Origin of the sequence: Curtobacterium sp. ME-Dv--P-122a, assembly GCF_030209645.1 — a bacterium.
Lineage (GTDB): Bacteria > Actinomycetota > Actinomycetes > Actinomycetales > Microbacteriaceae > Curtobacterium > Curtobacterium flaccumfaciens.
In genome coordinates, this window is the sequence record NZ_JARVRO010000013.1 from 34144 (window position 1) to 59993 (window position 25850).

Sequence of the window (25850 nt, forward strand, 5' to 3'; positions counted from 1 at the left end):
CCAGAGGAGCGCACCATGAGCCGATTGGTCTACTTCTCGAGCGTGTCCGGGTACACCGCGCGCTTCGTCGAGAAGCTCGGCCGCGACGCGGACCGGATCCCGCTCTACCCGAGCGAACCGTTCCTGCACGTCGACGAGCCCTACGTCCTGGTCCTGCCCACCTACGGTGGCGGCAACGGCGAGGGTGCAGTCCCCAAGCAGGTCATCAAGTTCCTCAACGACGCCCACAACCGCTCGCTCATCCGCGGCGTGGTGGTGGGTGGCAACACGAACTTCGGCGAGGCGTACGGCCTCGCAGGGGACGTCATCGCGCAGAAGTGCAACGTCCCCCTTCTGTACAGGTTTGAACTCTTCGGGACCCCTGACGACGTGTCGGCGGTCAACTCAGGATTGGATGCATTTTGGACGCAGCAGTTGCAGACGTCGATCTGACGTCGCCGCAGACGGGGATGGACTACCACTCCCTCAACGCGATGCTCAACCTCTACGACGCGGACGGGAACATCCAGTTCGACAAGGATCGTGAGGCCGCCAAGCAGTTCTTCCTGCAGCACGTCAACCAGAACACCGTCTTCTTCCACAACCTGAAGGAGCGGCTCGACTACCTGGTCGAGAACGAGTACTACGAAAAAGCCACGATCGACATGTACTCGCTGGACTTCATCCAGCGACTCAACGACCTGGCGTACTCGAAGAAGTTCCGGTTCCAGACGTTCCTCGGCGCGTTCAAGTACTACACGAGCTACACGCTCAAGACGTTCGACGGCAAGCGGTACCTGGAGCGCTTCGAGGACCGCGTCGTCATGACCGCCCTCGGCCTGGCCCAGGGCAACGAGCAGCTCGCCATCGACCTGGTCGAAGAGATCGTCGCCGGCCGCTTCCAGCCCGCGACCCCCACGTTCCTCAACACGGCGAAGGCACAGCGCGGCGAGCTCGTCTCCTGCTTCCTGCTCCGCATCGAGGACAACATGGAGTCGATCTCGCGCGGCATCAACTCGTCGCTGCAGCTCTCGAAGCGCGGCGGCGGCGTGGCCCTGCTCCTCTCCAACATCCGCGAGGCCGGCGCCCCGATCAAGCAGATCGAGAACCAGTCCTCGGGCATCATCCCCGTGATGAAGCTGCTGGAAGACTCCTTCTCCTACGCGAACCAGCTCGGTGCGCGTCAGGGTGCCGGCGCGGTCTACCTCAGCGCCCACCACCCGGACATCATGAAGTTCCTCGACACCAAGCGCGAGAACGCCGACGAGAAGATCCGCATCAAGACGCTGTCCCTCGGCGTCGTCGTGCCGGACATCACGTTCGAGCTCGCGAAGAACAACGAGGACATGTACCTGTTCTCGCCGTACGACGTCGAGAAGGTCTACGGCGTCCCCTTCGGCGACGTCCCGATCTCCGAGAACTACCGCGCGATGGTCGACGACTCGCGCATCAAGAAGACGAAGATCAAGGCGCGTGACTTCTTCACGACCATCGCCGAGATCCAGTTCGAGTCGGGCTACCCGTACATCGTGTTCGAGGACACGGTGAACAAGGCCAACCCGATCAAGGGTCGGATCAACATGTCCAACCTGTGCTCGGAGATCCTGCAGGTCAACACCCCGACGACCTTCAACGAGGACCTGTCCTACAAGGAGATCGGCAAGGACATCTCCTGCAACCTCGGCTCCCTGAACATCGCGCTGACGATGGACTCGCCCGACTTCGGCAAGACCATCGAGACCGCCATCCGCGGCCTGACCTCGGTCTCGCAGATGTCGCACATCACCTCGGTGCGTTCCGTCGAGGACGGCAACGACAAGTCGCACGCCATCGGCCTCGGCCAGATGAACCTGCACGGCTACCTCGCTCGTGAGCGCGTCTACTACGGCTCCGAAGAGGGCATCGACTTCACGAACATCTACTTCTACACGGTGCTGTTCCACGCCCTTCGTGCGTCGAACAAGATCGCGATCGAGACCGGCGAGACCTTCGACGGCTTCCGCGACTCGAAGTACGCGTCGGGTGAGTTCTTCGACAAGTACACCGACCAGACGTGGACGCCGGCGACCGCTCGTGTTGCTTCGCTGTTCGACAACGCGAACATCACGATCCCGACGCAGGACGACTGGAAGGCGCTGAAGGCGTCGGTCCAGGAGCACGGCATCTACAACCAGAACCTGCAGGCCGTCCCGCCGACCGGTTCGATCTCGTACATCAACCACTCGACGTCGTCGATCCACCCGATCGCGTCGAAGATCGAGATCCGCAAGGAAGGCAAGCTCGGCCGCGTCTACTACCCGGCGCCGTTCATGACGAACGACAACCTGGACTACTACCAGGACGCGTACGAGATCGGTGCCGAGAAGATCATCGACACGTACGCAGCGGCGACGCAGCACGTGGACCAGGGCCTGTCCCTGACGCTGTTCTTCAAGGACACCGCCACCACGCGTGACATCAACAAGGCGCAGATCTACGCATGGCGCAAGGGCATCAAGACGATCTACTACATCCGTCTCCGCCAGCTCGCGCTGGAGGGCACGGAGGTCGAGGGCTGCGTCAGCTGCATGCTGTAGAGCTGTCGCTCTGCTCCCTGGAGGCGCGGTGCCAACCCGCACCGCGCCTCCAGTCCGTCACTTAGTCACCATCTCTGTAAGGAACACACGTTGGTCGAGAAGCTGAAGCTCATTGATCGGGTCCAGGCCATCAACTGGAACCGCATCCAGGACGACAAGGACGTCGAGGTCTGGAACCGTCTCGTCAACAACTTCTGGCTGCCCGAGAAGGTGCCGCTGTCGAACGACGTGCAGTCGTGGAACACGCTGACGCCGGCCGAGCAGACCCTGACCATGCGTGTGTTCACCGGTCTGACGCTGCTCGACACCATCCAGGGCACCGTCGGCGCCGTGTCGCTCATCCCCGACGCGATCACCCCGCACGAGGAAGCCGTCTACACGAACATCGCGTTCATGGAGTCGGTGCACGCCAAGTCCTACTCGTCGATCTTCTCGACCCTCGCGTCGACGCGTGAGATCGACGAGGCCTTCCGCTGGTCCGAGGAGAACCCGAACCTGCAGAAGAAGGCGTCCATCGTGATGGACTACTACCAGGGCGACAACCCGCTGAAGCGCAAGGTCGCCTCGACGCTGCTCGAGTCGTTCCTGTTCTACTCGGGCTTCTACCTGCCGATGCACTGGTCGTCGCGCGCCAAGCTCACGAACACTGCCGACCTGATCCGCCTGATCATCCGTGACGAAGCCGTCCACGGGTACTACATCGGGTACAAGTACCAGAAGGGCCTCGAGACCCTCACGCAGGCCGAGCGCGACGAGCTCAAGGACTACACGTTCTCGCTGCTGTTCGAGATGTACGAGAACGAGGTGCAGTACACGCAGGACCTCTACGACGAGGTCGGTCTGACCGAGGACGTCAAGAAGTTCCTGCACTACAACGCCAACAAGGCGCTGATGAACCTGGGCTACGAGCCGATGTTCCCGAAGAACATCACGGACGTGAACCCGGCCATCCTCTCCGCCCTGTCGCCGAACGCGGACGAGAACCACGACTTCTTCTCGGGGTCCGGCTCGTCGTACGTCATCGGCAAGGCCGTGAACACCGAGGACGAGGACTGGGACTTCTGATCCTGGTCTGACTCGTGGGGACGCCCCGCTGGCTTCGGCCGGCGGGGCGTTCTGCTGTGCTGGGTCCCGCACTCCTGTGCCTTCGGGTGGTCCCAGCGGAGAGCATCACCCCGACTCATCGCCGGCCAACAGAGTAGTGCTCGGCCGGAAGCGAGAACAAGCTACGTCGAACCCGGATCGGTGTCTGTTCAGGTACAGGTTTCGGTTGTAGTCTTCGGACGTGGATGGTCAGCATGTATCCAAAACGTGAGGTCTTCTCGCACTCTCCCCTGGCGTTGGTCGCCGCGGAGGTGCGCTTCTCAGATGCCGCGCGACTTCGACAGCAGGAGACCCGCGATCGCATTCAAATTGCGCTCGAAGCGAGATTTCCTATAGCCGAGCGATTCGAGCGCCATCAATTCACGGTTGGCCCAAACGGACCTCAGCCAGTGGAGCCGGTGACCGGCATTATGCTCAAAAATCTGGCACGCACCGAGAGCTTGAGTATCGCGTCGACCTTCATTGCATATGAAACGACGAACTACGAAGATTTTGACATTCTACTGTCTGCTCTCTCTGCTGCAAGTACTGCTCTTCTGGAGGCGGGCGCGGCTCCGGCGCTTGAGCGGATCGGGTTGCGGTATATCGATGAGATTCGCGTACCCGGAGAAGTTTCAGAAGTGGGTGACTGGTCCGAATGGATTGATTCCCGGCTACTCAGTGTGGTGGGCTTTGCTCCGCACGGAGCCACGGCGTCGAGTATGCAAGGACACGCTTCCTATGACCTTGGCGCCGGGCGGCAGCTGAATTTCCAATACGCGGCACTAAATGGTCCATCCGTTGTTGGCTCGGAGAATCTACTTCGAGTTCAGCCGGAAGTCGGTCCGTTCTTTGTCTTGGATTTTGATGCCTTCGAAACCTTTGTATCCGGAGGGGGAGTGCTTCTCAATTTGCAAACAGTCGAATCGAGTCTGTCGGCCGTACACAGCCCAGCTGGCGCGACTTTCCAAGAGTCGATCACTGATCAGGCTCGAAATCTATTCCGCGGGGGGCTTCTGTGACAATCGTGAATCAAGGGACGGCCGGGGTCCTTTCTGGGGCAGCTGATATTGTCGCCGGGTCAGTGGGTAGTCCGACTCGGGCTCTTTCCTTGAAGGTGGATTACCTTCGTAGTCGGATAGACATCCAAGCAGGCGAAGTTCATGTGCTCCACGGTGAGGCTCGTAGCATCGACTTGCGCCAGCGGTCCCTTGCGAAGAGCCGTAAGTCGGTCGCTGAGCTTCTGGAGGAACTATCTCTAGAGCGGGGCATGAGTTGGACGGATATCGCCGAAATGACCGGAGTGAGCGTCTCTGCTGTGCGTAAGTGGCGACAAGGGGGCGACGCTAACGGTGACCGCCGCGCGCGTCTTGCAGAGCTGGCTGCTTTTCTCGATGTTTTAGAGGACAAGGGTATCGTGTCCGAGCCTGCTCAATGGATGGAGATGCCATTGCCGCTTGATGCTGGCTACATTATTCGACCGCTCGATCTGTATGCCGACGGGTTCCGCGACGAGTTGATAGATCTTGCCGAGCAGCGAAGGACTATGGAGCATATATTGGATGACGTACGACCCGGCTGGCGTGATCAGCGCAGTGCGTTTGAGGTTTTCACTGATGGAGATGGCGATCGCGCCCTGCGGTTGCGGGCGAATTGACGGCTACCGATGGACAGTATTGAGCCGGAACGGCTCTATGATGAAGTGGGTACTGTGTCCTGGTGTCGCCCACTCTTGCAGGGGGACATCTTTACGGAAGTCGAACTGCCGGGTTTTCCTGAAGGCCCGATGATGATTCAGGTGATCAATCACCCGTGTGCTATGCGCAAGGGGCCGAACCTTCTGCCGCGCATTACTGTCGCTCCGGTCCGTCCTGGCGTGTCAATCACTAACTGGGAGGGGCACCTACGGGTGATGCCGCTGCCGGAACTGCGCGACAGTAAGAATTACGCGACTGAATTCGTGGATGTAACGTCGGTGTCTGCCGGCGCTCTAACGGTCGACAAGCGCATCGCTAGCCTCAGTGGCCGAGGTATTTACGTGCTTCAGCAGCGTTTGATTAAGCATTACACCCGACTTGAGGTTGACCTGGGGACCTTGCATCAACAGTCCGCTCACACCCTGGTTGAGGCAGAGTTACAGCAGGACTGGCTCGAATCCGTTTTGGCCGATTCGGATCAAGGTGATCTCGCGGCTATTGAAGCGGAGATTCGTCAATTCGACGAGTGGATGCGAGCTGGTAGTCCAAGCCCGCAAGACAGGCTGGCGCGGGACTACGAGCACGTCGACGTGCGGCGGGAAGCTAGGGAAGCGGCACGGAAGCGCTCCGCGGTCTTGCAAGCGTCTGATTAGAAGCATGTTCGCTCGCTCCGTGGCCGGACTCTGCGGCGCGGTGAAAGTTGGCGTCGCTGCCAATGCGCCCTGCCGGCTGGACCGCAACCGTGCCTCCAGGCCGGATCGAACGTTGCGCACGCGGCGGACGCAACACGGTCTCGGTCGCGACGTCGATCGCCCCGAGCATGTCCTTCTTCCCGCGGATCAGCTCGACGAGTTCAAGCGGAACGTGGGAGTGGATGCGCTCGAGCGAGACGATGTCGATCGACGACTGCTGCAGGAGCGGGGAGGACTGCTCGTACTGCTGCCACTCCGCTCCGAGCGTCTCCTTCCACTTGAGGTGCGAGCGAGCATGGAAGGCGCTACGAAGGAGCGGATCTACGACGGCTTGGTGACGAAGCCCGACGGGACGTGGGAGGGCATCGAAGTCAAGAGCGGTACGTCAGCGGACAAAGCTCAGAAAGCGTTCGACCAGGCAGTGTCGTATGACCATCCCGCGTACGCCAAACTGAACGGGGAAAGCATCGAGATCACCTCGGTCAACTACCAACGAGTGAAGTGACACATGATCATCGAAGAATCGAACAGCCACATCAGCAGCATCCTCGATGCGACCTTTCGGCCGATGTCCGACCAGGTACGGCGCATGCTCGGGTTGCTCGACAACGACGAGCACTTCGCGTGGAGGATCTGGTGGTGTCCCGACGACGCCGACTGGATGTTCAACCCCAACAAGACTGAGGAGCAGTACGGGGGTTCCTACCTGCAGGCCGGTGGCACCGCCGAGAAGATAAGCGTCGAGCTGCGCCGCCGCGAGGACGACGGGGAGTACCGCTTCTACATCGTCGGCCGTGACCACGATCTCACCGAACCGCTCACGGAGACCATCGACGTGCAGGCGGCGCACGAGCCCCGGCATCCTGCCGAGCTGTTCACGGCTGACCAGGCTGCGCCGGTGTTCATGCACTACGTCGAACACCAGACGGTGCCCGACGGCTACACACTCCGTCTCATCGCCGACATGTAGAAGATGGCGACGCCACCGTCGCGTGTCCGCGACCGTGTGCCGGACAGGAGGCGCGGTGCCAGCTGGCACCGCGCCTCCTGTCCGTTGCTGCTCACGCGACCGCGTGTAGTCACGCAGCCAACCGCGTTCGGCCAGCCATGTGCTGGGGATGGTGCTGGGGCCGGATCACCCGAGGGCGCCGCCCCAGAAGTCGTGGCCGCCGAACACGACCGTCACCGGGACGGCCTGGGCCCGGTCGGCCACGTACCGGTACACGCCGCCCGGACGTCCGAGCCACAGCACCTGCGTGGTCGTTGCGGTCGTCGCCACGGTCCGGAGCTCCACCACGTACTGCCCGGAGGGGATCTGGAACTGCGCCGTCTGCTCGCTGTCGAGCAGCGTCGAGAACCGGGTTGAGAACGATGCTCCGGTCGTCGCGTTCGTCACCGTGACGGTCGCACCGCTCAGTTGCGCCGACGGGCTGCGGGACGCCGAGGCTGCGTAGACGACCAGGTCGTAGTCGCTGTGTGCGTAGTGCCGTGACAATGTCACTCGCGAAGCCGGGAGCGTTCCTCGCTGCTGGTACACCCGGGTCTTCCAGACGGCGGGCGACGCCGTTCCGCTGGCGTAGGCCTCGATGCGGTACTTCCCCGTGCTCAACCCGACGAACCGGTACTGGCCCGCGCTGTCCGAGGTCGTCCGGAACACCTGCGAGGTGTCCTCGTTCCAGGCGTACATCAGGCGACCGGCGGCGGGTCCAGTGGGGCTGACCACACCGCCCTGCACGGTGGCGCCGATCACGAGCGGCACGGTGACCGCGACTGTCGAGCCGCCGCGGACGGCGATGCCCGAGCGGAGTCCGGGGGCGTAGGTCTCCGTTCCGTGCGGTGGGAGCTGCCGCGTCGTCACCGTGACGGTGTCCGGTGCGGGGATGCCGGTGAACGTCGCGGTGCCGTCATCGTCGGTGGTGGCGTTCCCGACGACGACATCGGTGCCGATCGCTGCGAGTTCGACGTCCGCCACCCGGATCGCGGTGCCGTCGGGCGTTGTGAGCTGCACGGTGATCGTTCCGGATCCGGCCGCAGTCGCTGGTGGTGCGAGGCCGATCAGCGCACCTGTTGCCAGCGCAACGACCAGCGTCGTCGCCGTGGTCAGTCGCATCGTGTTCCCCGATCGTCGGCCAGCCGTGCGTTGCCAGGGACTGTACGCGCACGGCGGGCGGGCGGTGGGGCAGGCACATCGCAGCAGCGGTCACGCGGAAGCCGTCCCGGCTACGACAGGCGTCACGAGGTCCGGGTCGCACCGATCGCCCAGACGCGGGGCGGTTCGGCACCGTTCACCGCGTGATCACCGATGATCCGCGCCTTGAACACCCACGGGTTGTGGCTGCCGGCGGTGCGAGCGTTCCGCCAGTGCCGGTCGAGGTTCTTCGTCGTGCTCACCCCCGACGCCGCGAGCGCGTCGAACAGGTGCGAGGTCGCCGTCGTCGCCAGCGTGGTCAGCGCCACCTGCGCCTGCGCGGTCGCGAGTTCGGCGCGGTCGTTGCGGCGCTCGTCCTCGGCTGTGTCGAGCCCGGCTCCCTCGTACGCACCCTGCAGGGCTGCGGCGGCGCGGTCGACGATGGCGGTGGCGGCGAACCCGGCCGCCGACACCTCGCCGACGACCTGGAGGATCTGCGGGTCTGCCGCGAACGTGTCGGCGTTGCCGTTTGAGAAGACGCGGGTGCGGTTGCGGACCTCGCGCGCGATCTCCCGCTCGGCTGCGAGGACGGACCCGGCGAGGACGCTCAACAGCACGCCCTGGTAGAACGCCGTCTGGTACTTGAACCGCTCGTCGAAGGGGATCACCGCATCGGCCTGCACGACGGCGTCGTCGAAGGTGCTGGTACCGGAGCCGGTGGTGCGCTGCCCGAACCCGTCCCAGTCGTCGGTGTGCGTGACCCCGGGCTGGTGCGCGTCGACGATCGCGATGACCCGCTCGCCGGTGTCCGTGCGCTCGGCGTAGGTGTCGATCCAGTCGGCGAAGATGCTGCCGGTCGAGTAGTACTTCTGCCCGGTGATCCGGAACGTCCCGTCCGGCTGCGGGGTCACCTTCGTGATCACGTCGCCGACCTGCACCGACCCGACCTCGGTCCACGAGTTGCCGGCGATCTCACCGCGGCCGAAGCGGTCCAGCCACGCCTCGCGTTCCCCGGTCCGTGCGACCAGCCGGTCCTCCACCAGTGCGAAGTGGCCGCGGAGCGCCTGGGGGATGTTGCTGTCAGCGGCGGCGAGTTCGGTCAGCAGGCGGAACAGCTGGGGCAGGGTCGCCCCGGCTCCGCCGTGGGCGACGGGGACGCGGACGGCGCCGAATCCTGCGGCGGCGAGTTCGCGGATCTCCTCGAACGGGAGGCGGTGGTCACGTTCGCGCTCGGACGCGCCGGCAGCGATGCGGTCGAAGATCGGACGGAAACGGGCGAGGAGTTCGTCGTCGGCGCCCTCGTCGATCGTGCTGTCGGCGGTCTGGTTGCTGATGGTCACGAGGACTCCTTCGTGCTCTGGGCTGCTACCTGTCGCGTTGTGTGGCGTCATGTGGTGTCGATTCGTCCGGTGTGGGCGGACAGCCCGACCAGATGTGCGCCATCGCGAGACTGTGGCATCGCCGAACGCCCGCGAGAAGGGTTGTGTCGATGTGTGTCGGAGGGTGACTTCCCATGACACGTGACCGCGCAGCGACGAGGTGTGGGTTCGCAGCAGCGCCTTCGCGGTCCTGCGCGTGTGCGATGGCCGCGGAGGCCGTCGGACGAAGACGGGCACGCTCCTCCGAGAAACCCGCGTCGGCCACGCTCAGAGGAGCGCGCATCATCGAGGGAACACGCGCTCGCCAGAGGACTGGCCGCTGCCTTGCTTGGTGTGGGCGATAGCCGTGGTCTCGGCGCCGTTCACCCAAGTGGCGTTCAGGCCGGCGGTGTCGTCCCTGCGCCCTCGGTGTCGTCGGCACCCGCAAGACCTGTCCCAGCCTGATCGAGGTTCTCGTGTGGGTCGCCCATGTCGCCGGTCGCAGCGCCGGTGCGGGACAGCCCGAAGTGTCCGCGGACGGCGTTCGCCTCGGCGGGGGACAAGGTGCGTCCGGCTCCGAGGGACGGCGCGCCCTTGATCGCGTCCTTCGTGTACCCGACGTGCACGTCCGTGCCGTCGAACGTGGCGTCGTCGGCGGGGACGAGCGCCTGGTGACGCCCGAGCAGTCCGGTTGCGACACAGACGTAGGCCGCGCTGCCGTCCTCGTCGGAGGGGAACACCTGCACGACCTTGCCGACTGATGCGCCGTTGCGATCCCGGACAGTCGCACTCTCGACCTGGTGGATGACGCCCTTGGTGATCATGAACGTAGTCAACGCCCTCGAGTCTGACGCTTCGCAGACGCCGTCCTGCAGGCTGGCGCTGTGGACCCGATCCTCGGAGTCTGGGGCCGCGTTGCCGTGCCACTCGATCGGCCGATCGCCCTCCGCGCGTCAACGACACGCCCGGAACATCTCTGAAGTTGCAGATCTGATGTATCACTGAGTTGACTGCTCGTTGTCGGCAACGCCGCCGACGCGAAAGCCGGCGTTGAGGCCGGAGAGCGAGGGGAATTTTCATGAAGCAGTCAACCTACGGACGTGTCGTCTCGATCGGCGCAGCGTGCGCCGTCGTCGCTGGTTCCGTCATCGTCGCCGTTCCGGCAAACGCCACGGTCACGCCGCCCGCCGACAGCAACGCTGTTGAACCGCGAACGCCGTCCGAGGTGTTGTCTGCTGTCCGCGCTGACCTCGTCGCTTCCGGAACCCCGTCCGACATCACGGCCTTCGACCGCCTCAGCGCTGATCAGCGCCATGAGCTCGCTTCGTACTTCTTGGATCCGAGCATTGCGTCCGCGGCCACCGCAGCCGCCGATGAGAGGGTGCTCGGGCCGGAGACTGTTCGGACGAACGGGAACTTTGAATGGGGAGAAACGGAACCGTCGGGCGCTGGACAGGCAGGAAACGGCGTCGGGGTGGGGACCAGGGCCGCATCCCGGTCGTCGTGGGGGAAGCAGTGGTTCGCCTTCGCCGGAATCCGGCTCACCGAGACGAAGGTGTCGATGTCGTACCAGTACAGCGGTACTACAGCGAGGAAGATGCTCGGGTACTCGTGCACCGTCGTCAGGAACGTCCAGCCGTTCACTGAAGTGAGGACCTCCAAGAGCAGCGGTTACATCAGCGGCGGACAGGCCACTGCGAAGTGCAAGGTCGTCGTGAAGCGTGGTGTGCCGACTCCATGGGGCACGGTTGCGTGGAGCACCTACTCCTCGATCCAGCGCCTCAGCGCCAAGGGCAACGGCGCGATCACCTACAACCGCTGGGAGTGAGCGGAATGGCGTCTTGGGCGGCGGGGCAGATGATGAATCCACTTGTTCCAACAGTGCTCGACGGTGTGCTGATGGCCGTATCCCTCCTCGCGCTGTTCCTCGCACTCGCAGCGTTCATCTCGCTGATCCGAGCTCGGTCGACCTCTGGCCGTCGTTTGCTTGGATGGACTCTCGTCGTCCTGTTCGCTCCGATCATCGGGCCGGCAACGTGGTTCGTAGCTCGGCACCGCGAACGGTCGATCGAGCCCAGAAGTGACGACGTTGGCCAGCGGTGAGGGGAACTTTCGGTCGGATCAGCACCCTGTGCGCAGCATGAATCCGCGTGCCGTGTTCGCAGCCGTCGCTGCTGCGTTCCCGGTCGTCGTCGAGGTCGCGGTCACCAGCGTCTGGTGGGATCGGTTGCCCGACCGGATCGCGACGACGTTCGGCCCGGATGGCAGCCCGAGCGGGTACGGAACTCCGTTGGGAACCGCGATCCTGCTCGCGGCGGTACAGTCGCTGTTCCTCGTGGGGGCGGTCGGCTCCGCTTTTGCTCGAGACCGGCGCAGAGGTCGCATCTCGTGTGCGGTCACCGCAGGGTTCGTTGCGGCTCTCGCGATGAGCTGGCTGATCATCGTGGGATTGGCGTCTTCGACGTTGAGTCCGACGGCTTGGTGGCTTCTCGCGGCGGCGCCCGTGTGGGCGTTTGTCCCGTACTGGTTGCTTTCCCCCGCGAGGGGCGGTGGAAGGTGACGCCACTGCCGGCGTGACCTGCCAGTCGGAGCGCAGCCGCGCCTCCAGGCCGGACCGAAAGCCCGCGCACGCAGCGGACGCAACACGAACGGCGGCTCTCCTCCTTCCGGAAGAGAGCCGCCGTGGTGTCTCGCAGCGGTCAGCGCGCCGACGGGACCGCCGTGCCGACGAGCTCAGCCCGCACGATGTCCGCACCAGCGGACAGCGCGCCGAGCTTGTCCAGCGCGGCACCACGCGCCAGGGGCGCCATCCCGCAGTTGGAACTCGGGATGAGCTTGTCGGCATCGACGAACTCGAGCGCCCGACGCAGGACCTCCGCGACCTCTTCCGGGGTCTCCACGGTCTCGGTCGCGACGTCGATCGCTCCGAGCATGACCTTCTTGCCGCGGATCAGCTCGACGAGCTCGAGGGGAACGTGCGAGTGGATGCACTCGAGCGACACGATGTCGATCGACGACTGCTGCAGGAGCGGGAAGGACTGCTCGTACTGCCGCCACTCCGCCCCGAGCGTCTCCTTCCACTTGTTGTTCGCTTCGATGCCGTAGCCGTAACAGATGTGCACGGCGGTCTCGGCGCGCAGGCCCTCGGCTGCACGCTCGAGCGCGGCCACGCCCCAGTCCTGCACCTCGTCGTGGAAGACGGTGAAGGCGGGCTCGTCGAACTGGATGATGTCGACGCCGGCGTCCTGCAGTTCGCGTGCCTCTTGGTTGAGGATCGTGGCAAACTCCCACGCCAGCTTCTCGCGGCTCTTGTAGTGCTGGTCGGAGAGGGTGTCGATCATCGTCATCGGGCCGGGGAGCGCCCACTTGATCGGCCGGTCCGTCTGCGCGCGCAGGAAGCGGGCGTCGTCCACGAACACGGGCGCCCGGCGGCTGACGGCGCCGACGACAGTCGGGACGGCTGCGTCGTAGCGGTCGCGGATGCGGACGGTCTCCTTGCGCTCCAGGTCGACGCCGTCCAGGTGTTCGATGAACGTCGTGACGAAGTGCTGGCGGGTCTGCTCGCCGTCGCTGACGATGTCGATGCCGCGGCGCTCCTGCTCGTGCACGGCGGATCGGAGGGCGTCCTGCTTGCCCTCGGTCAGTGCTGCTCCCTGCAGCTCCCAGGGGGACCAGAGCCGTTCGGGCTCGGCGAGCCAGGACGGTTTCGGCAGGCTGCCGACGATCGAGGTGGGGAGGAGAGAACGCATGGGTGTGACGGTCCAGTCAGTCGAAGGGCAGAGGGGGTCAGCGCGCGAGGGCGGGGTCAGCCCACCGGGCGAGGAGTGCGTGGTGCGGCCGCACCAGGTGCTCCTCGGTCCACCGGCCCTGCGTGATCCCGAGGCGGCTGCGCTCCTCGCGGTCGTACGTCACCGGGGTGGGCGTGAAGTCGGTGTGGTCGAGGGTGGGGCGGTAGGTGCTGCCGGACGGGGTGTTCGCGGCGTAGACCTCCGGGCGGTAGATCTTCTGGAACGTCTCCATGGTGGCGATCGTGCCGATGAGCTGGAGGTCCGTGTAGTCGCCGGTCAGGTCGCCGCGCGTGTAGAACGCGAGCGGGGCAGCCGCCCCGGCGGGCTGGAAGTACCGGACCCGCATGCCCATCCGGCCGAAGTAGTCGTCGGTGAGCGAGGAGTGCTCGTGCTCGTACTCGGCGCCCAGGACCGGGTGGACGTACCCGGAGCGGCGGTAGGTCTGGCTCGTCGAGACACTGATGCACACGACGGGCTCGGCACTGAAGTTCGAGTGGAACGCGGAGGACTCCAGGAAGCGCTGGAAGAGCGCCCCGTGCAGTTGGCCGAAGTCGGACGGCAGCGACGGCGACGACGGCAGCAGCACCGAGAAGTCGTAGTCGCGCAGGTACGACGAGAAGTTGTTGCCGAGGATCCCGCGGTGGCGCTCGCCGTTGTGCTCGTCGACGATCGTGACGTCGAGCATCTCGAGCAACGGGAACTCCGCGTCGGAACCGCCGTCGGAGAACTCCAGCGCCACCGAGACGATGTCGAGCTGCAGACGGTAGCGGTCGTGCGCCGCGGCCAGCTCGTTCGCTCGCCCGTCGATCATCGCCAGCGCAGCGCGGAGGTTCTGCTGACGGTGCTCGCCGCGCGCCAGGTTGGCGAAGTTCGTGGTCAGCCGGGAGCTGTCGGCGGGGGAGTAGTCCTCGTCGAACCGGGTCCGGGTGATGCGGAAGGTGAGGTCGTTCGCCATGGTCGGCAATCTGTTCGTCGAGCGCCCGCGGGCGCTGGGGAAGGGGTGCCTCGATCATGGCGGGATTCCCAGGCCATCAGGTAATACCGAGACGCTATGCACCGGTATAGCCTCGGCCTATGGCACGTGTCTCGAACGACATCACCCTGCAACAGCTCCGGTACTTCATCGAGGTCGCGACAGAGGGCTCGATCAGCGCAGCGGCCGACCTGCTCTACGTGTCGCAGCCGACGATGTCCGCGGCGATGAAGGACCTGGAGACGCGGATCGGGCGCCCGCTGTTCACCCGATCGGCCCGAGGGGTCGTCCTCACCGTCGACGGCGTCGAGTTCCTCGGGTACGCCCGGCAGGTCGTCGAGCAGGTCTCCCTGCTCGAGCAGCGCTACGTCGGCGGCCAGCGGTCGCGTCGGCTGCTCGGGGTGTCAGCCCAGCACTACTCGTTCGCGGTGGAGGCCTTCGTCCGGATGGTCGAAGCAGCAGCTGCGGACGAGTACGAGTTCTCGCTGCGCGAGACGCGCACCTGGGACATCATCGAAGACGTCCGCACGCTGCGCAGCGAGGTGGGCATCCTCTACCGCAACGACTTCAACAAGCAGGTGCTCGGCAAGCTGCTGCGGGACGCCGGCGTCGTGTTCACACCGCTGTTCGTCGCACAGCCCCACATCTTCGTGGCCAAGCGGAACCCGCTCGCGTCGCGGGAGCGTGCGACCCTCGAGGACCTCGCGGACCTGCCGCGGCTCACGTTCGACCAGGGTGCGAACAACTCCTTCTACCTGGCCGAGGAGATCCTGTCGACGATGTCGAGCAAGCGGGAGATCCGTGTCTCGGACCGGGCGACGATCTTCAACCTCATGATCGGCCTCGGCGGGTACACGATCTCGACCGGGCTCATCAGCGACGACCTCGATCCCGAGATCGTCGCCATCCCCCTCGACGTCGACGAGCGCATCGAGATCGGCTGGATCGCGCACGCGTCGGTTCCCCTCACCGTGCAGGCGCAGGCGTACCTGGACGAGTTGCGTGCGGTGGTCACCAGCTACGGCGTCGAGCCGCTCGGGTAGGCAGGCGGCGGGTCCGCGGCTCCGGCGATCGGCCTGGAGGCACGACACGCGTCCGTCAGGAGGCTGCGGTCTCGATCATCGCCGTCACGTGCGGCGCGCTCCACCGCAGGAGCGCGTCAGATGGCGGGTCCTCGAGGTCTTCACCCCAGATCGCGACGGCGGCGCCCGACATCGGAGCCGCGAGCAGCGACCCGGAGTCGCCGTCCCACGCCCGGAGTGACCAGTTCTCGCGGAGGTCGGCGACCGTGTACTCGCTGTCGGCCGGGTCGAGGTCCGTCGGCACCTCGTAGAGGTAGTACGAGTTGTAGTTGAGCAGGTCGATGCCGGCCTTCTGCAGGTCGACCGCACTCGCCCGCCGCGCTCGGCGTTCGCGCCGCTCGGCTGCGTCCTCGGTGTCGCCGTCGAAGCTCCAGTACGTGACGTGGATGCGCGGGTCCAGTCGCCCGACCGCGACTCGATCGATCCCGTCGTTCCAGGCCCAGACCTCGCGGTTGCCGACCGTGGCCGCCATCGCGTTCATCCAGGCGACGCGTTGAGCGGCGGTGACGTCGTCGCCCCATTCGTCGCCGCCGATGTGCACGGTTCGGCTGGAGGGGAAGGTCCGCTGCACCTCTGCGTACAGCTTCTTCGCCAACGCGAGACTCTCGGGCGCCGACGTGTCGAGTTCGTTCTCGCCCGAACGGATGCGGTCGACCCACTTCGTGCCGTGTTCCGCCTCGAGCAGGGCGAAGGCGGCGGCCATGTGTCCGGGGGTGTCGATCTCCGGCACGATCGCGACGCCTCGCTTCGCCCCGTAGGCGGCGATCGAGCGTGCCTGCGCGGCGCTCAGGAACGGGCGATGGGTCACGCGGCTCGTGTACACGCCGTGGTCGAGATCAGCGTTGGCGAGGGTCTGGCCGAGCACCGTGCTCTCGATCCCGACGTTCTGGTCATCGGTGAGGTGCAGGTGCAGGAAGCGGCCGCCGTCGTCGGCGAGGAGGTCGATGTACCGCTTGAGCAACGCCACGGGGTAGTAGGCGCGAGCGACGTCGAGCATCACGCCAGTCTCCGGACGCGCGCGCTTCGTCGGCTTGGTGGTGACGGTCGCGGTCGACGTGCGGCACTGCTTCGCCGAGTACGCACCGGCGCAGGCGAGGACCGAGTACTTGCCGGCCGTGGCACGGGAGGGCGTCCCGCGGACTGCGGTGACCGAGGTGCTCGAACCAGCGGCGAGTGCCTTCACCGCGACCCGGCCGAGCGTGTACTTCTTCGTGCCGGCGGACAGGTACAGCCACGCGGAGGAAGCCGGCTTCCGCACCGAGGCGGTGTTCTTGACCTTCAGGGTGGTGCGCACGGCGGTGCCGGTGGTGGACGCGGTGACCTTCGTGACCGTCACCGTCGAGGCTGCGGTGTCCGCTGATCCTGCCGTTGCACGGATGCCGACCAGAGCTGCCGCCGACACGGCGATCGCCAGACCCACCGCGAGCGTGCGTCTGGCAGACGATCCGGGACCCACGTGCCCCTGCTGACGCACCACGATGTCCTCCCCCTCGAACACCCGTTGCCCTCGCTGGATCAGGATGCGCGCACGATCGTATCCGCCCTGCGTCGAACGCACACCGCCCAGCGGCGTGCAGCGGGACTCCTCAGCGGACCTCCGCGCTCGACCACAGCGCACGCGCAAGACTCCGACCTCGGCGAAGAATCGGCTGCAGGCTGAGGACAGCCCCGACGACCAGCGTGCCGGCCTGTGCGAGGAGGAATGCCACGAGCGCCACCGGGATGAACGCGGTGACGATCCAAGCGGCGGCGAACCCCACGAGCATCACCGCGAGGACCCGCACCGCGGTGGAGTTCCGCGAACCGCGAAGGGCCAGCAGCCCGGCGGCTGCGAAGGCCAACGGGACGAGCGCCTGCAGGATGACCGCGATGGGGAGCCACAGCTGGCTGCTGGTCGCCGGCGACAGAGCGCCCACGAAGACGACAGTGGCGGCCGCGAAGACGAGGTGCGCGGCTTCGTGAGCGAGCGCAGCACCGGCAGCGGCGACGACTCCTGCTGACACCGAGATCGCAGCGACCATCAACACTGGCCCTGCTGCGATCAGATGCGTTCCGATGAAGCCGAGCAGGTTGTCGACCGCCAGCAGCGAGGCGCCGGTGGTGGTGACCATCAAGGCGGCGGTGGCAGCTCTGCGAGCGGAGGGTCGGGTGCCTGACGCCCTCACCGCCTGTCTCCGCCCGCGTGGCATGCGACCCGGATCTTCTTCATGTTCTTCCTCTCGGTTCGCGCCTCGGCACGGCCGACCGATCCAGAATGCTGCACATCAATACGAACCACAACCTTGCAGCTGCGATGACCACCGCGGAATCGCTCTTGACTACGTAGACAATCCCGTGGTTGTCTTGCTCCCACATCCGGTCTTGGCCGGTCCCACGGAGCAGCGAAGGAGCTGACGATGAGCGGCAACGCATCGGTTCATCGCCTCCGTCCGGCCTCCATGACCGACGTCGCGACCCTGGCCGGCGTCTCCCAGAAGACCGTCTCCCGCGTGGTGAACGACGAACCGCACGTCACCGAGGCGGTCCGCGCCCGGGTCCTCAAGGCGATCGACGAACTGGGCTTCCGCCCGAACGCAGCCGCCCGCTCCCTCAAGTCGCAGCGCTCCCGCCGGATCGGTCTCATCACCATCGGCACGAACCTGTACGGCCCGACCGCCATGCTCACCGGCGTCGAGCAGGCGTGCCGCACGAACGGGTACAGCCTGGCCATCGTCCGGACCGTCGCCGCGACCGCATCCGAGCTCCAGCCGGCGGTCGACTCGCTCGTCGGCCAGGACGTCGAGGCGATCGTCTTCTCCGAGCCGGTTGAGAACCAGATGGACCAGCTCCGCCTGCCCCAGGGCGTGACGGTGCTGACGCTCGGGCCGCCGGACGTCGCCGACCGAGAGAACACCCTGGCGGTCGGTCTGGACGAGAGCGGCGCTGCGTTCGCGGCCACCGATCACCTGCTGGCCCTCGGGCACGAGACCGTGTGGCACATCGCGGGTCCGGCGGACTGGACCTCGAGTTCGCGCCGGCTGGCGGGGTGGCGGGCGGCGCTGCAGGACGCCGGCGTCGCCGAGCACGCGCCGGTCGAGGGGGACTGGTCGCCGCAGAGCGGCTACGAGGCCATGCGCTCGTTGCTCGGCCGTCCGGACCTGACGGCGGTCTTCGTCGCGAACGACCAGATGGCGATCGGCGCGATGTCCGCCATCCAGCAGCACGGGTTGTCCGTGCCGGGTGACGTCAGCGTCGTCGGCTTCGACGACATGCCGATCTCGGCGTACCTGCCGACGCCGCTCACGACCATCCGTCAGGACTTCGACGAGGCCACCCGCCTCGCGATGCACCGCCTCTTCCGCACCCTCGACGGCCACCCGCCCGCCGAGCGCCACCGGATGCTGCCCGGCCAGCTGATCACGCGCGCCACCAGCGCGCCGCCGTCCGCTGAGCGGCGTCACCTCCGCCCCGCCGACTGAACCCCCGGACGGGAGGCGCGGCCCGCGTCCGTCCCGTGAGTGAGCGCTCACGCGCGCTCACTGCCACTTCCGCACGCACCTCGACGACGACGTCAGGAGACCTCCGTGACCCCAGTACCCAGGCGACTTTCCCCACCTGCGCCACCCGTGCCTCCAGGCCGTGGGCCGAGCCGACGCGACCTGCTCCGGTGGGGCGCCGCCGCTGGCGGCAGCATCGCCCTCGGCGCGCTGCTCGCCGGCTGCTCCCCGCAGTCGACGGCCGCCGTCCGTTCCGGACGCGCCGACCTGTCCTTCTGGACCCACGACCCCGGCTACGAGAAGTTCTTCACCGAGGCGTTGCCGGTCGCCGACCGGAAGTCGGACTTCGACTTCGCGCTCGACATCACCACGATCGCGGCGGCGGACATCCCGACCAAGCTCATCGCGCAGGCCGTCGCCGGCACGGGGACGCCGGACGTCGCCGGGCTCGAGATCGGGGCGTTCTGCCGGATGCTCCGCGGGGACATCGCTGCCGAACTGCTGAGCGACCTCTCGCCGTCGGTGGCGTCGCGCAAGGACGACCTGATCGCTGCACGACTCACGCCGTTCTCGAAGGACGGGCACCTCTATGCGCTCGATTCGGACACCCCGTTGTGCGTCTACTACCACCGAGCCGACCAGTTCGAGGCCCTCGGCATCCCCGACGACCTGACGACGTGGGAGGAGTACATGGACGTCGGCGCGAAGCTCAACAAGAGCAAGGGTGTCTCGCTGCACGCCGTGGCGGTCACCGATCCGGGCGGCACGCTGCAGAGCTACCAGATCCTGCTGCTCCAGCGGGGCGGCGACCTGTACGACGAGGACGGCGGCATCGACATCCAGACGCCGGAGGCCGAACGCACCCTGCAGTTCCTGGTCGACGGTGTGCAGTCCGGTGCCATCGCGACGGTCGCCGACATGTACGGACCGAGCCTGCAGTCCGGGCTGAAGGGGGGCACGATCCTGGCCGTCGACATGCCCTCCTGGTACGCCAGCTACGGCATCAAGCCGAACGTGCCCGAGCAGAAGGGCAAGTGGAAGGTGCGGAACCTGCCCCGGTTCGCGGGTGGTGGCAGCACGACGAGCGTCGGCGGCGGTACCGGGTTCTCGGTGCTCCGCGACAAGCCGCTCACGAAGGCCGGGATCGACCTGGTGCTCGCCGCGTACCTCGACCCGGACCAGCAAGTGAAGCGCTATCAGGACCTCGGTTACCTGCCGACGCTCCGCTCGGTCTACGACGACCCGCGGCTCGCGGCGCTGAGCGACCCGTACTTCGGCGGGCAGCAGCTGTTCGGCGTCTACAAGTCGGTCGTCGACGACGTGCCCTCGCAGCACCAGAGCGCCGATGCCTCGATCCTGCAGACCGTCCTGAGCGGTTACCTCATCAAGGCCTACAAGGGCCAGATCTCCCCGAAGCAGGCGCTCGACGCCGCTGCGGCCGACTTCCGCGGCCAGACCCGCGCCTGAGGAGGACGACGTTGTCCACATCAACCGCCACCGGCATCCCGGTGTCCGCCACCACGACCACCACCGATCCACCCGATCGCCGTCGCCGTCGCCGCCGCCTGAACACGAACGGTGGCAGCGCGCCGTACCTCTTCATCGCGCCGTTCTACGTGCTGTACGGCCTGTTCATGATCGTGCCGGTGCTCGCCGCCGTGTACCTGTCACTCACCGAGTGGGTCGGCCTCGGCACGCCGAACTGGATCGGCCTGTCCAACTACGCGAACCTGTTCCGGGACACCAGCTTCGGCACCGCCCTGGTCAACTCGCTGATCTACACACTCATCGCCGTGTTCGTCATCGGGCCGTGCTCGCTCTTGGTCGCGCAGGCGCTCAACGCCAAGGGACTCCGCGCCCGAGACCTGTTCCGGGTGACGTTCTTCATCCCGATGGTGCTGTCGCCGATCGTCATCGCGCTCATCTACAGCCTGGTGTTCGACACGAACTACGGACTGCTCAACGCCACGCTCAAGGCGCTGTTCGGACTGCCGAACACCGACTGGCTCGGCGACCCGACCCTCGCGAAGGTCGCCATCGGCTTCGTGCTCCTGTGGCGCACGGTCGGGTACCTGACGATCTTCTTCCTGGCAGCACTGCAGAACGTGTCGCCCGAGCAGTACGAGGCCGCGTCGCTCGACGGGGCAGGAACCTTCCGGAAGTTCACCAACGTGACGCTCCCGGCGATCCGACCGGTCACGGCGTTCGTCGTGGTGACGAGCTTCATCAGTGCCGCGCAGCTGTTCGACGAGCCCTACCTGCTCACCAAGGGCGGTCCGGGCGAAGCCACGCTCTCCGTCGCCATGTTCATCTACCGCGCCGCCTTCGAACGGCAGCAGTTCGGGTACGCGGCAGCCGCCGGTGTCGTGCTGTTCGTCGTCGTGTTCGGCGTCAGCCAGATCCTCAACCGCGCACTCGCCATCGGGAGGGACGCATGACCGCCACCACCGACCGCCCGGACACCCGGGCCGTCACGACCGCCGGAAGCCGGGCGCCCCGGTCCGGCCCGCCCCGCACCAGGGGCTGGATCGCTCGCCGCGGCCTGCTCTACGCCACACTCGTGGCACTGCTGCTGGTCTTCGTCTTCCCGCTGCTCTGGGCGCTGTCCGGCTCGTTCAAGCAGCGTGGCGACATCTTCGCGACACCGCCCACGCTCATCCCGAGCCCGGCGACGGGGGAGAACTACACGAACCTGCTCGCCACCCAGCCGTTCTGGGCCTGGTTCGGCATCAGTGTGGGCACCGCCCTGATCGCGACCGTCGTGTCCGTGTTCGTCTGCGCGATGGCCGGGTACGGCTTCGCGAAGTTCCGGTTCCGGGGGAAGCGGATCCTGTTCGCCGTGATGTTCTCGTCGCTCTCGGTGCCGTTCGCGGTGATCCTCGTGCCGCTCTTCATCCTGGTGGTGAAGTCCGGGCTGACGAACCCCTGGTTCTCGCTCGTCGTGCCGTGGGTGGCGCCGGCGTTCGGCATCTTCATGATGCAGCAGTTCATCGTGCAGGCGATCCCCGACGAACTCATCGAGGCGGCCCGCATCGACGGCAACTCCGAGTTCGGCACGTTCCGCCGGGTCGTGCTCCCGCTGCTCCGACCGTCGCTCGGCGCCCTGGCGGTGTGGAGCTTCCTGCAGAGCTACAACTCGTTCCAGTGGCCGTTGGTCCTGCTGTCCGACTCGAGCCAGTACACGTTGCCCCTCGGCCTCAACGCGATCTTCGCGTCGGAGAACCGGTCGTACGACCTGGTGCTCGCCGGGGCCGTGCTGGCGAGCGTGCCGACGATCCTCGTGTTCCTGCTCCTCCGCAAGCAGCTGCTCGACGGGCTGACCGCGGGGGCGGTCAAGGGATGACCGACACCCGCACCCACCACCGATCCTTCTCGAACGGAGCACCCAGCACCATGCAGCACGACCGCGTCCTCTTCGGCGCCGCCTACTACCACGAGTACCAGCCGACCCCTCGGCTCGACGAGGACATGCGCCTGATGCAGGAGGCCGGCTTCTCGGTCATCCGCGTCGGTGAGTCCGTCTGGAGCACCTGGGAGCCGGAGAACGGCCGCTTCGACCTGGAGTGGCTCGCACCGGTGCTCGACGCCGCCCACGAACACGGAATCCGGGTGATCCTCGGCACACCCACGTACGCCGTGCCGATGTGGCTCGCCCGCATCGTGCCGGAGATCAACGTCCGCCGCCGCACCGACGGCGAGGCGATGGGCTGGGGTGCCCGGCAGGAGATCGACTACGCCCACCCGGCGTTCCTGTTCCACGCCGAGCGGGTCATCCGGAAGATCGTCGCCCGCTACGCCGAGCACCCCGCCGTGATCGGCTACCAGGTCGACAACGAACCGGGCAACGAGCTCATCGCGAACCCCGAGGTGTTCCAACGCTTCGTCGACCACCTGCGCCACACCTACGGCAGCGTCGAGCGGCTGAACGAGGAGTGGGGCCTGACCTACTGGTCCCACCGGCTGTCCACCTGGGCGGACCTGTGGACGCCGGACGGCAACGCGCAGCCGCAGTACGACCTTGCCTGGCGCCGGTTCCAGGCCTCGATCACGACGGACTTCATCGCCTGGCAGGCATCGGTCGTGCGGGAGTACTCGCGTCCGGACCAGTTCGTGACCACGTGCATCGCCTACGAGCGGCCGACCGTCGAGGACGAGGTGCTCACCCGGACGCTCGACGTCACCGCCGGCAACCCGTACTACCGGATGCAGGACGCCCTCGAGCTGCCGAGTGCCGAGGAACCCGCACAGTTCTGGACCTCGTCCGGTGCCTGGTCGATCTTCGCCTCAGGCGACCGCATGTACGGGTCGAAGCAGGCACCGTTCCTGGTCACCGAGACCAACGCGCAGGCCATCGGGTTCTCGTGGATGAACGAACCGGCCTACGAAGGGCAGTGGCGCCAGGCCGCCTGGGCGCTCGTGTCCCGAGGCGCGTCGATGATCGAGTACTGGCACTGGCACACGCTGCACTACGGCGTCGAGACGTACTGGGGTGGCGTCCTGCCGCACTCGCAGCAGCCCGGTCGCACCTACGAGGAGATCGCCCGGATCGGAGCGGAGTTCGCGCACGCCGGGGACCGGGTCGCCGGCCTCCGCCCGCACGCCGACGTCGCCCTGCTGTTCTCGAACGAGTCGAAGTGGGCGCTGAACGAGCACCCGGCGCTCGGCGACGGCATGGAGCCCGACCGGCGTTCGTGGCAGACGATCTACGACGCCTACGCCCGAGGCGTCTTCGATGCGGGTCTGCAGGCGAACACCGTGCACCCGTCGCAGGTCTTCGACCGTGAGCCGGCGTCCGTCGCCGCGGAGCGTCCGGTGCTCGTCGCTGCCGCGTTCACCATCGCGACCGACGCCCAGCTGCAGTGGCTCGCCGCCTACGCCGAGGCAGGTGGCCACCTGGTCGTCGGCATCCGCACCGGGTACGAGGACGAAGAAGCCCGTGCGCGGCTCGAACGGAAGCCCGCGTTCCTCGACGTGCCCGCGGGCGTGCACTACGACGAGTTCAGCAACCTCGGCCGACGCATCCCGGTGTCCGCCGGAGCCGCTGCCGCTGAGCACGGGTTCACCGTGCCGGCCGGGGCGACGGCCACCCGGTGGGCGGACGGCCTGCTCGTCGACGACGCCGACGTGCTCGTCGGGTACGACCACCCGCACCACGGTCGGTTCGCGGCGGTGACCACCCGGTCGCACGGAGCCGGTCGGGTCACCTACGTCGGGACCGTCCCGGATCCGGCGCTCGCCGCGGCGATCACGGAGTGGGCGGTCGCGCAGGGCAGCGGGTCGCCGAGCTGGCAGCCGCAGGCCGACACGCAGTCGGTCGCGAGCTCGGTCAACGGTCGTGGCGAGACGGTGCACGTCATCCACAACTGGTCGTGGGGACCGAGCACGTACGCGGTGCCGGTCGCCGTGGAGGACCTGTTCGAGGGCACGGCACTCGACGCGGATGCCGTGCTCGAGCTCGGGCCGTGGGACGTCCGGGTGGTCGTCGTCGCCTAGCGAGACCGGAGCAGGCGGGCCGTCGGGTCGGACGGTCCGCCTGCTCCTTCTGTGCAACAGCGGCACTCGGACAGTGGTCAGGCCGCGGCCCGGAACGCCTCCGTCGCCGTTCGGGCTTCCGTCGACGACGCGAGTGAGACGGAGCGGCTGCCGATGCCCGTCGCCAGGGACAATGCGACGGCGGCGGCACCGACCTCGGACGCCGGGACCCACTCCGGCTCGCCGTCGACGAACCGGGTCCGCACCGGCCCGAGCACGAGCGCGTGGACACGCTCGTCCGGCGACTCCGCCGCGAGGACCCGCTGCATCATGAGCACCGCGGCCTGCTCCATGCTCACCAGGCCGCTGCCCGGAACCGGGAACTCCGCGGACTGCCCGACGACCACCGTGTACGCGCCGACGCCACTGAGCCGCGGGACGATCGCCCGCGCCAGTGCCATGTGCGCCGTTGCGAGCCCGGTGAACGCTCCCGCCCAGTCGTCCTCGTCGATGGTGGTCAGGGGCCCGCCCTGCCACCATCCGCCAACGGGGACGACCACGTCGTCGATGCCTCCGAGCCGTTCGGTCATCTCGGCACCGAGTGCTTCCGCCCCGGCGAAGGACGTGTAGTCGTGCGTCGGCAGGTGCAGCAGCTGGGAGGTGCCGATCGCGCCGAGCGCGGCGCGGAGTTCTGTGCCGCGCGCATCGGAACGGGTGGGGACGACGACGTCGGCACCAGCGTCGAGGTAGGCGCGGACGATGCCCTCCCCGACACCGCCCGTGCCGCCCGGCACGAGGACGCGACGACCTGAGAGGTCAGGGTTGACGGGATCTGTGGACATGTTCGACTCCTTGGTGAGACCAATGTTGGTTTGACCAACGATAAGCCCAACTGGTTGGTTACACCAACTGATAGTCTTCGGGCATGTCCGACGACCCCACTCCACCTCAGGCGCTCCGGACGCTCGTGAGCTGGCAGGCCGGGCGACTCGCCACGATCGGTGCGCGCCTGACCAGCGCCCGGATGCCCCTCGAAGCGCGGTCCGACTTCGCGGTGCTGGCAGCGCTCGACGAGAACGGCGCGCTGAGTCAGGCTGAGATCGGTCGGGCGCTGGGCCTGGACCGCAACAACGTCAACGGCATCGTCGTCCGGCTCGAAGGAGACGAAGCCGTGACTCGGGAGCCCGACCCGACAGACCGCCGGCGGAACGTCGTCACGATCACGGCCGCTGGTCGGGTCAGGCTCGCCGAGATCCAGGTGCTCGCGGATGCCGTGCAGGACGAACTGCTCGCCGCGTTGTCCACGAAGGAGCGGAAGGATCTCATCCACCTGCTCGACCGGGCTCTCTCCGGTCACGGTGGTCAGTCCGCCTGACCCACAGGCGACGCCGCAGGGCCGACCCGGAGGTGACGGCGGTGGTCCGCGCTTTCCTCGCTTCCACAGTGGGTGGCTACAGCATCGACGCTGAGTCGCAATGTGCCGACGGCGATTACGGAGAGATGACCGGGAGCGGCTCGACCAGCTGATAAGGGGCTCGTCAACGGA

26 protein-coding genes are annotated in these 25850 nt (G+C 66.7%); 18 read left to right on the top strand and 8 right to left on the bottom strand.

Translation table 11 applies throughout. The features are described from left to right. Positions 1–15 precede the first annotated feature (15 nt). The 8 genes from nrdI to QRN49_RS13530 all read left to right on the top strand — a co-directional run bounded on the left by nrdI (position 16) and on the right by QRN49_RS13530 (position 6997). Entirely contained in the window at positions 16–432 is a 417-nt protein-coding gene (gene nrdI, locus QRN49_RS13495; RefSeq protein ID WP_027465945.1) for a class Ib ribonucleoside-diphosphate reductase assembly flavoprotein NrdI, read from the top strand. Between the two features lie 17 nt (positions 433–449). Further along, on the top strand, positions 450–2555 hold the full coding sequence (gene nrdE / locus QRN49_RS13500; protein WP_110864196.1) for a class 1b ribonucleoside-diphosphate reductase subunit alpha: 2106 nt from the start codon (positions 450–452) through the stop codon (positions 2553–2555). 90 nt (positions 2556–2645) lie between these two features. Continuing rightward, positions 2646–3620, top strand: a complete 975-nt coding sequence (gene nrdF / locus QRN49_RS13505; RefSeq protein WP_017886894.1) for a class 1b ribonucleoside-diphosphate reductase subunit beta — start codon at positions 2646–2648, stop codon at positions 3618–3620. 224 nt (positions 3621–3844) lie between these two features. Further along, positions 3845–4660, top strand: coding sequence for a TIGR04255 family protein (locus QRN49_RS13510; protein WP_284756388.1), 816 nt, complete (start codon positions 3845–3847; stop codon positions 4658–4660). 143 nt (positions 4661–4803) lie between these two features. Beyond that, a complete protein-coding gene (locus tag QRN49_RS13515) occupies positions 4804–5295 on the top strand; it encodes a helix-turn-helix domain-containing protein (RefSeq protein WP_350309136.1) in 492 nt (163 codons plus the stop codon). A gap of 9 nt (positions 5296–5304) precedes the next feature. Beyond that, the gene (locus QRN49_RS13520; RefSeq protein WP_284756390.1) at positions 5305–5988 is read left to right on the top strand and encodes a hypothetical protein; all 684 of its coding nucleotides are present in this window, start codon (positions 5305–5307) and stop codon (positions 5986–5988) included. Positions 5989–5992: 4 nt separating this feature from the next. Beyond that, a complete protein-coding gene (locus QRN49_RS17975) occupies positions 5993–6532 on the top strand; it encodes a hypothetical protein (protein WP_502869002.1) in 540 nt (179 codons plus the stop codon). A 3-nt stretch (positions 6533–6535) separates the two neighbouring features. Further along, complete coding sequence (locus QRN49_RS13530; protein WP_284756391.1) at positions 6536–6997, top strand: hypothetical protein; 462 nt, start codon at positions 6536–6538, stop codon at positions 6995–6997. A gap of 165 nt (positions 6998–7162) precedes the next feature. On the opposite strand, the gene QRN49_RS13535 is transcribed toward QRN49_RS13530, so the two are convergent. The 3 genes from QRN49_RS13535 to QRN49_RS13545 form a co-directional block, all read right to left on the bottom strand. Beyond that, positions 7163–8035 carry a carboxypeptidase-like regulatory domain-containing protein gene (locus QRN49_RS13535; RefSeq protein WP_284756392.1) on the bottom strand — a complete coding sequence of 291 codons (873 nt, stop codon included), beginning with the start codon at positions 8033–8035 and terminating at the stop codon, positions 7163–7165. Positions 8036–8259: 224 nt separating this feature from the next. Beyond that, on the bottom strand, positions 8260–9495 hold the full coding sequence (locus QRN49_RS13540; protein WP_284756393.1) for an acyl-CoA dehydrogenase family protein: 1236 nt from the start codon (positions 9493–9495) through the stop codon (positions 8260–8262). Positions 9496–9911: 416 nt separating this feature from the next. After that, positions 9912–10337, bottom strand: a complete 426-nt coding sequence (locus tag QRN49_RS13545; protein WP_284756394.1) for a hypothetical protein — start codon at positions 10335–10337, stop codon at positions 9912–9914. 254 nt (positions 10338–10591) lie between these two features. Between QRN49_RS13545 and QRN49_RS13550 the strand changes: the two genes are divergently transcribed. The 3 genes from QRN49_RS13550 (at position 10592) to QRN49_RS13555 (ending at position 12073) form a co-directional block, all read left to right on the top strand. Beyond that, a complete protein-coding gene (locus QRN49_RS13550; protein WP_284756395.1) occupies positions 10592–11341 on the top strand; it encodes a hypothetical protein in 750 nt (249 codons plus the stop codon). Between the two features lie 71 nt (positions 11342–11412). Then, positions 11413–11616 (top strand): PLD nuclease N-terminal domain-containing protein, encoded by a 204-nt coding sequence (locus QRN49_RS17955; RefSeq protein ID WP_194624162.1) that lies wholly within the window; start codon positions 11413–11415, stop codon positions 11614–11616. A gap of 37 nt (positions 11617–11653) precedes the next feature. Further along, entirely contained in the window at positions 11654–12073 is a 420-nt protein-coding gene (locus QRN49_RS13555; protein ID WP_259476939.1) for a DUF1648 domain-containing protein, read from the top strand. Between the two features lie 139 nt (positions 12074–12212). On the opposite strand, the gene QRN49_RS13560 is transcribed toward QRN49_RS13555, so the two are convergent. Both QRN49_RS13560 and QRN49_RS13565 read right to left on the bottom strand, forming a co-directional pair. Continuing rightward, positions 12213–13262: a methionine synthase gene (locus QRN49_RS13560; protein ID WP_284756396.1), complete on the bottom strand. Its 1050-nt coding sequence runs from the start codon at positions 13260–13262 to the stop codon at positions 12213–12215. Between the two features lie 37 nt (positions 13263–13299). Continuing rightward, complete coding sequence (locus tag QRN49_RS13565; protein WP_284756397.1) at positions 13300–14256, bottom strand: putative oxygenase MesX; 957 nt, start codon at positions 14254–14256, stop codon at positions 13300–13302. Positions 14257–14375: 119 nt separating this feature from the next. Here QRN49_RS13565 and QRN49_RS13570 point away from each other — a divergent pair, with 119 nt between their 5' ends. Further along, positions 14376–15317 carry a LysR family transcriptional regulator gene (locus QRN49_RS13570; protein WP_017886883.1) on the top strand — a complete coding sequence of 314 codons (942 nt, stop codon included), beginning with the start codon at positions 14376–14378 and terminating at the stop codon, positions 15315–15317. 55 nt (positions 15318–15372) lie between these two features. Here QRN49_RS13570 and QRN49_RS13575 read toward each other — a convergent pair whose 3' ends face one another. Both QRN49_RS13575 and QRN49_RS13580 read right to left on the bottom strand, forming a co-directional pair. Further along, on the bottom strand, positions 15373–16692 hold the full coding sequence (locus tag QRN49_RS13575) for a family 20 glycosylhydrolase (RefSeq protein ID WP_284756398.1): 1320 nt from the start codon (positions 16690–16692) through the stop codon (positions 15373–15375). 250 nt (positions 16693–16942) lie between these two features. Beyond that, entirely contained in the window at positions 16943–17467 is a 525-nt protein-coding gene (locus QRN49_RS13580) for a hypothetical protein (RefSeq protein WP_284756399.1), read from the bottom strand. 285 nt (positions 17468–17752) lie between these two features. On the opposite strand from QRN49_RS13580, the gene QRN49_RS13585 reads away from it, so the two are divergent. The 5 genes from QRN49_RS13585 (at position 17753) to QRN49_RS13605 (ending at position 24325) form a co-directional block, all read left to right on the top strand. Beyond that, complete coding sequence (locus QRN49_RS13585) at positions 17753–18814, top strand: LacI family DNA-binding transcriptional regulator (protein WP_209131651.1); 1062 nt, start codon at positions 17753–17755, stop codon at positions 18812–18814. A 147-nt stretch (positions 18815–18961) separates the two neighbouring features. Further along, positions 18962–20299 carry an ABC transporter substrate-binding protein gene (locus QRN49_RS13590; RefSeq protein WP_110892194.1) on the top strand — a complete coding sequence of 446 codons (1338 nt, stop codon included), beginning with the start codon at positions 18962–18964 and terminating at the stop codon, positions 20297–20299. Between the two features lie 11 nt (positions 20300–20310). Next, positions 20311–21270, top strand: coding sequence for a carbohydrate ABC transporter permease (locus QRN49_RS13595; RefSeq protein ID WP_284756400.1), 960 nt, complete (start codon positions 20311–20313; stop codon positions 21268–21270). Continuing rightward, the gene (locus tag QRN49_RS13600; RefSeq protein WP_110864171.1) at positions 21267–22175 is read left to right on the top strand and encodes a carbohydrate ABC transporter permease; all 909 of its coding nucleotides are present in this window, start codon (positions 21267–21269) and stop codon (positions 22173–22175) included. Before QRN49_RS13595 ends, QRN49_RS13600 begins: the two co-directional genes overlap by 4 nt. A gap of 50 nt (positions 22176–22225) precedes the next feature. Continuing rightward, complete coding sequence (locus QRN49_RS13605; protein WP_284756401.1) at positions 22226–24325, top strand: beta-galactosidase; 2100 nt, start codon at positions 22226–22228, stop codon at positions 24323–24325. 77 nt (positions 24326–24402) lie between these two features. On the opposite strand, the gene QRN49_RS13610 is transcribed toward QRN49_RS13605, so the two are convergent. Further along, positions 24403–25146, bottom strand: a complete 744-nt coding sequence (locus tag QRN49_RS13610; protein ID WP_284756402.1) for an SDR family oxidoreductase — start codon at positions 25144–25146, stop codon at positions 24403–24405. 83 nt (positions 25147–25229) lie between these two features. Here QRN49_RS13610 and QRN49_RS13615 point away from each other — a divergent pair, with 83 nt between their 5' ends. Next, positions 25230–25679 (top strand): MarR family winged helix-turn-helix transcriptional regulator, encoded by a 450-nt coding sequence (locus tag QRN49_RS13615; protein ID WP_209050911.1) that lies wholly within the window; start codon positions 25230–25232, stop codon positions 25677–25679. Positions 25680–25850 lie beyond the last annotated feature (171 nt).

What these genes read in the sequence shown, in the direction of transcription:
- QRN49_RS13560 (WP_284756396.1), bottom strand. Translation starts at nt 13,262, where the DNA reads ATGCGTTCTCTCCTCCCCACCTCGATCGTCGGCAGCCTGCCGAAACCG.
- QRN49_RS13555 (WP_259476939.1), top strand. Translation starts at nt 11,654, where the DNA reads ATGAATCCGCGTGCCGTGTTCGCAGCCGTCGCTGCTGCGTTCCCGGTC.
- QRN49_RS13510 (WP_284756388.1), top strand. Translation starts at nt 3,845, where the DNA reads ATGGTCAGCATGTATCCAAAACGTGAGGTCTTCTCGCACTCTCCCCTG.
- QRN49_RS13585 (WP_209131651.1), top strand. Translation starts at nt 17,753, where the DNA reads ATGAGCGGCAACGCATCGGTTCATCGCCTCCGTCCGGCCTCCATGACC.
- QRN49_RS13545 (WP_284756394.1), bottom strand. Translation starts at nt 10,337, where the DNA reads ATGATCACCAAGGGCGTCATCCACCAGGTCGAGAGTGCGACTGTCCGG.
- QRN49_RS13580 (WP_284756399.1), bottom strand. Translation starts at nt 17,467, where the DNA reads ATGGTCACCACCACCGGCGCCTCGCTGCTGGCGGTCGACAACCTGCTC.
- QRN49_RS17975 (WP_502869002.1), top strand. Translation starts at nt 5,993, where the DNA reads ATGTTCGCTCGCTCCGTGGCCGGACTCTGCGGCGCGGTGAAAGTTGGC.
- QRN49_RS13610 (WP_284756402.1), bottom strand. Translation starts at nt 25,146, where the DNA reads ATGTCCACAGATCCCGTCAACCCTGACCTCTCAGGTCGTCGCGTCCTC.
- nrdE (WP_110864196.1), top strand. Translation starts at nt 450, where the DNA reads ATGGACTACCACTCCCTCAACGCGATGCTCAACCTCTACGACGCGGAC.
- QRN49_RS13520 (WP_284756390.1), top strand. Translation starts at nt 5,305, where the DNA reads ATGGACAGTATTGAGCCGGAACGGCTCTATGATGAAGTGGGTACTGTG.
- QRN49_RS13570 (WP_017886883.1), top strand. Translation starts at nt 14,376, where the DNA reads ATGGCACGTGTCTCGAACGACATCACCCTGCAACAGCTCCGGTACTTC.
- nrdI (WP_027465945.1), top strand. Translation starts at nt 16, where the DNA reads ATGAGCCGATTGGTCTACTTCTCGAGCGTGTCCGGGTACACCGCGCGC.
- QRN49_RS13615 (WP_209050911.1), top strand. Translation starts at nt 25,230, where the DNA reads ATGTCCGACGACCCCACTCCACCTCAGGCGCTCCGGACGCTCGTGAGC.
- QRN49_RS13605 (WP_284756401.1), top strand. Translation starts at nt 22,226, where the DNA reads ATGCAGCACGACCGCGTCCTCTTCGGCGCCGCCTACTACCACGAGTAC.
- QRN49_RS13550 (WP_284756395.1), top strand. Translation starts at nt 10,592, where the DNA reads ATGAAGCAGTCAACCTACGGACGTGTCGTCTCGATCGGCGCAGCGTGC.
- QRN49_RS13600 (WP_110864171.1), top strand. Translation starts at nt 21,267, where the DNA reads ATGACCGCCACCACCGACCGCCCGGACACCCGGGCCGTCACGACCGCC.
- QRN49_RS13565 (WP_284756397.1), bottom strand. Translation starts at nt 14,256, where the DNA reads ATGGCGAACGACCTCACCTTCCGCATCACCCGGACCCGGTTCGACGAG.
- QRN49_RS17955 (WP_194624162.1), top strand. Translation starts at nt 11,413, where the DNA reads ATGGCCGTATCCCTCCTCGCGCTGTTCCTCGCACTCGCAGCGTTCATC.
- QRN49_RS13530 (WP_284756391.1), top strand. Translation starts at nt 6,536, where the DNA reads ATGATCATCGAAGAATCGAACAGCCACATCAGCAGCATCCTCGATGCG.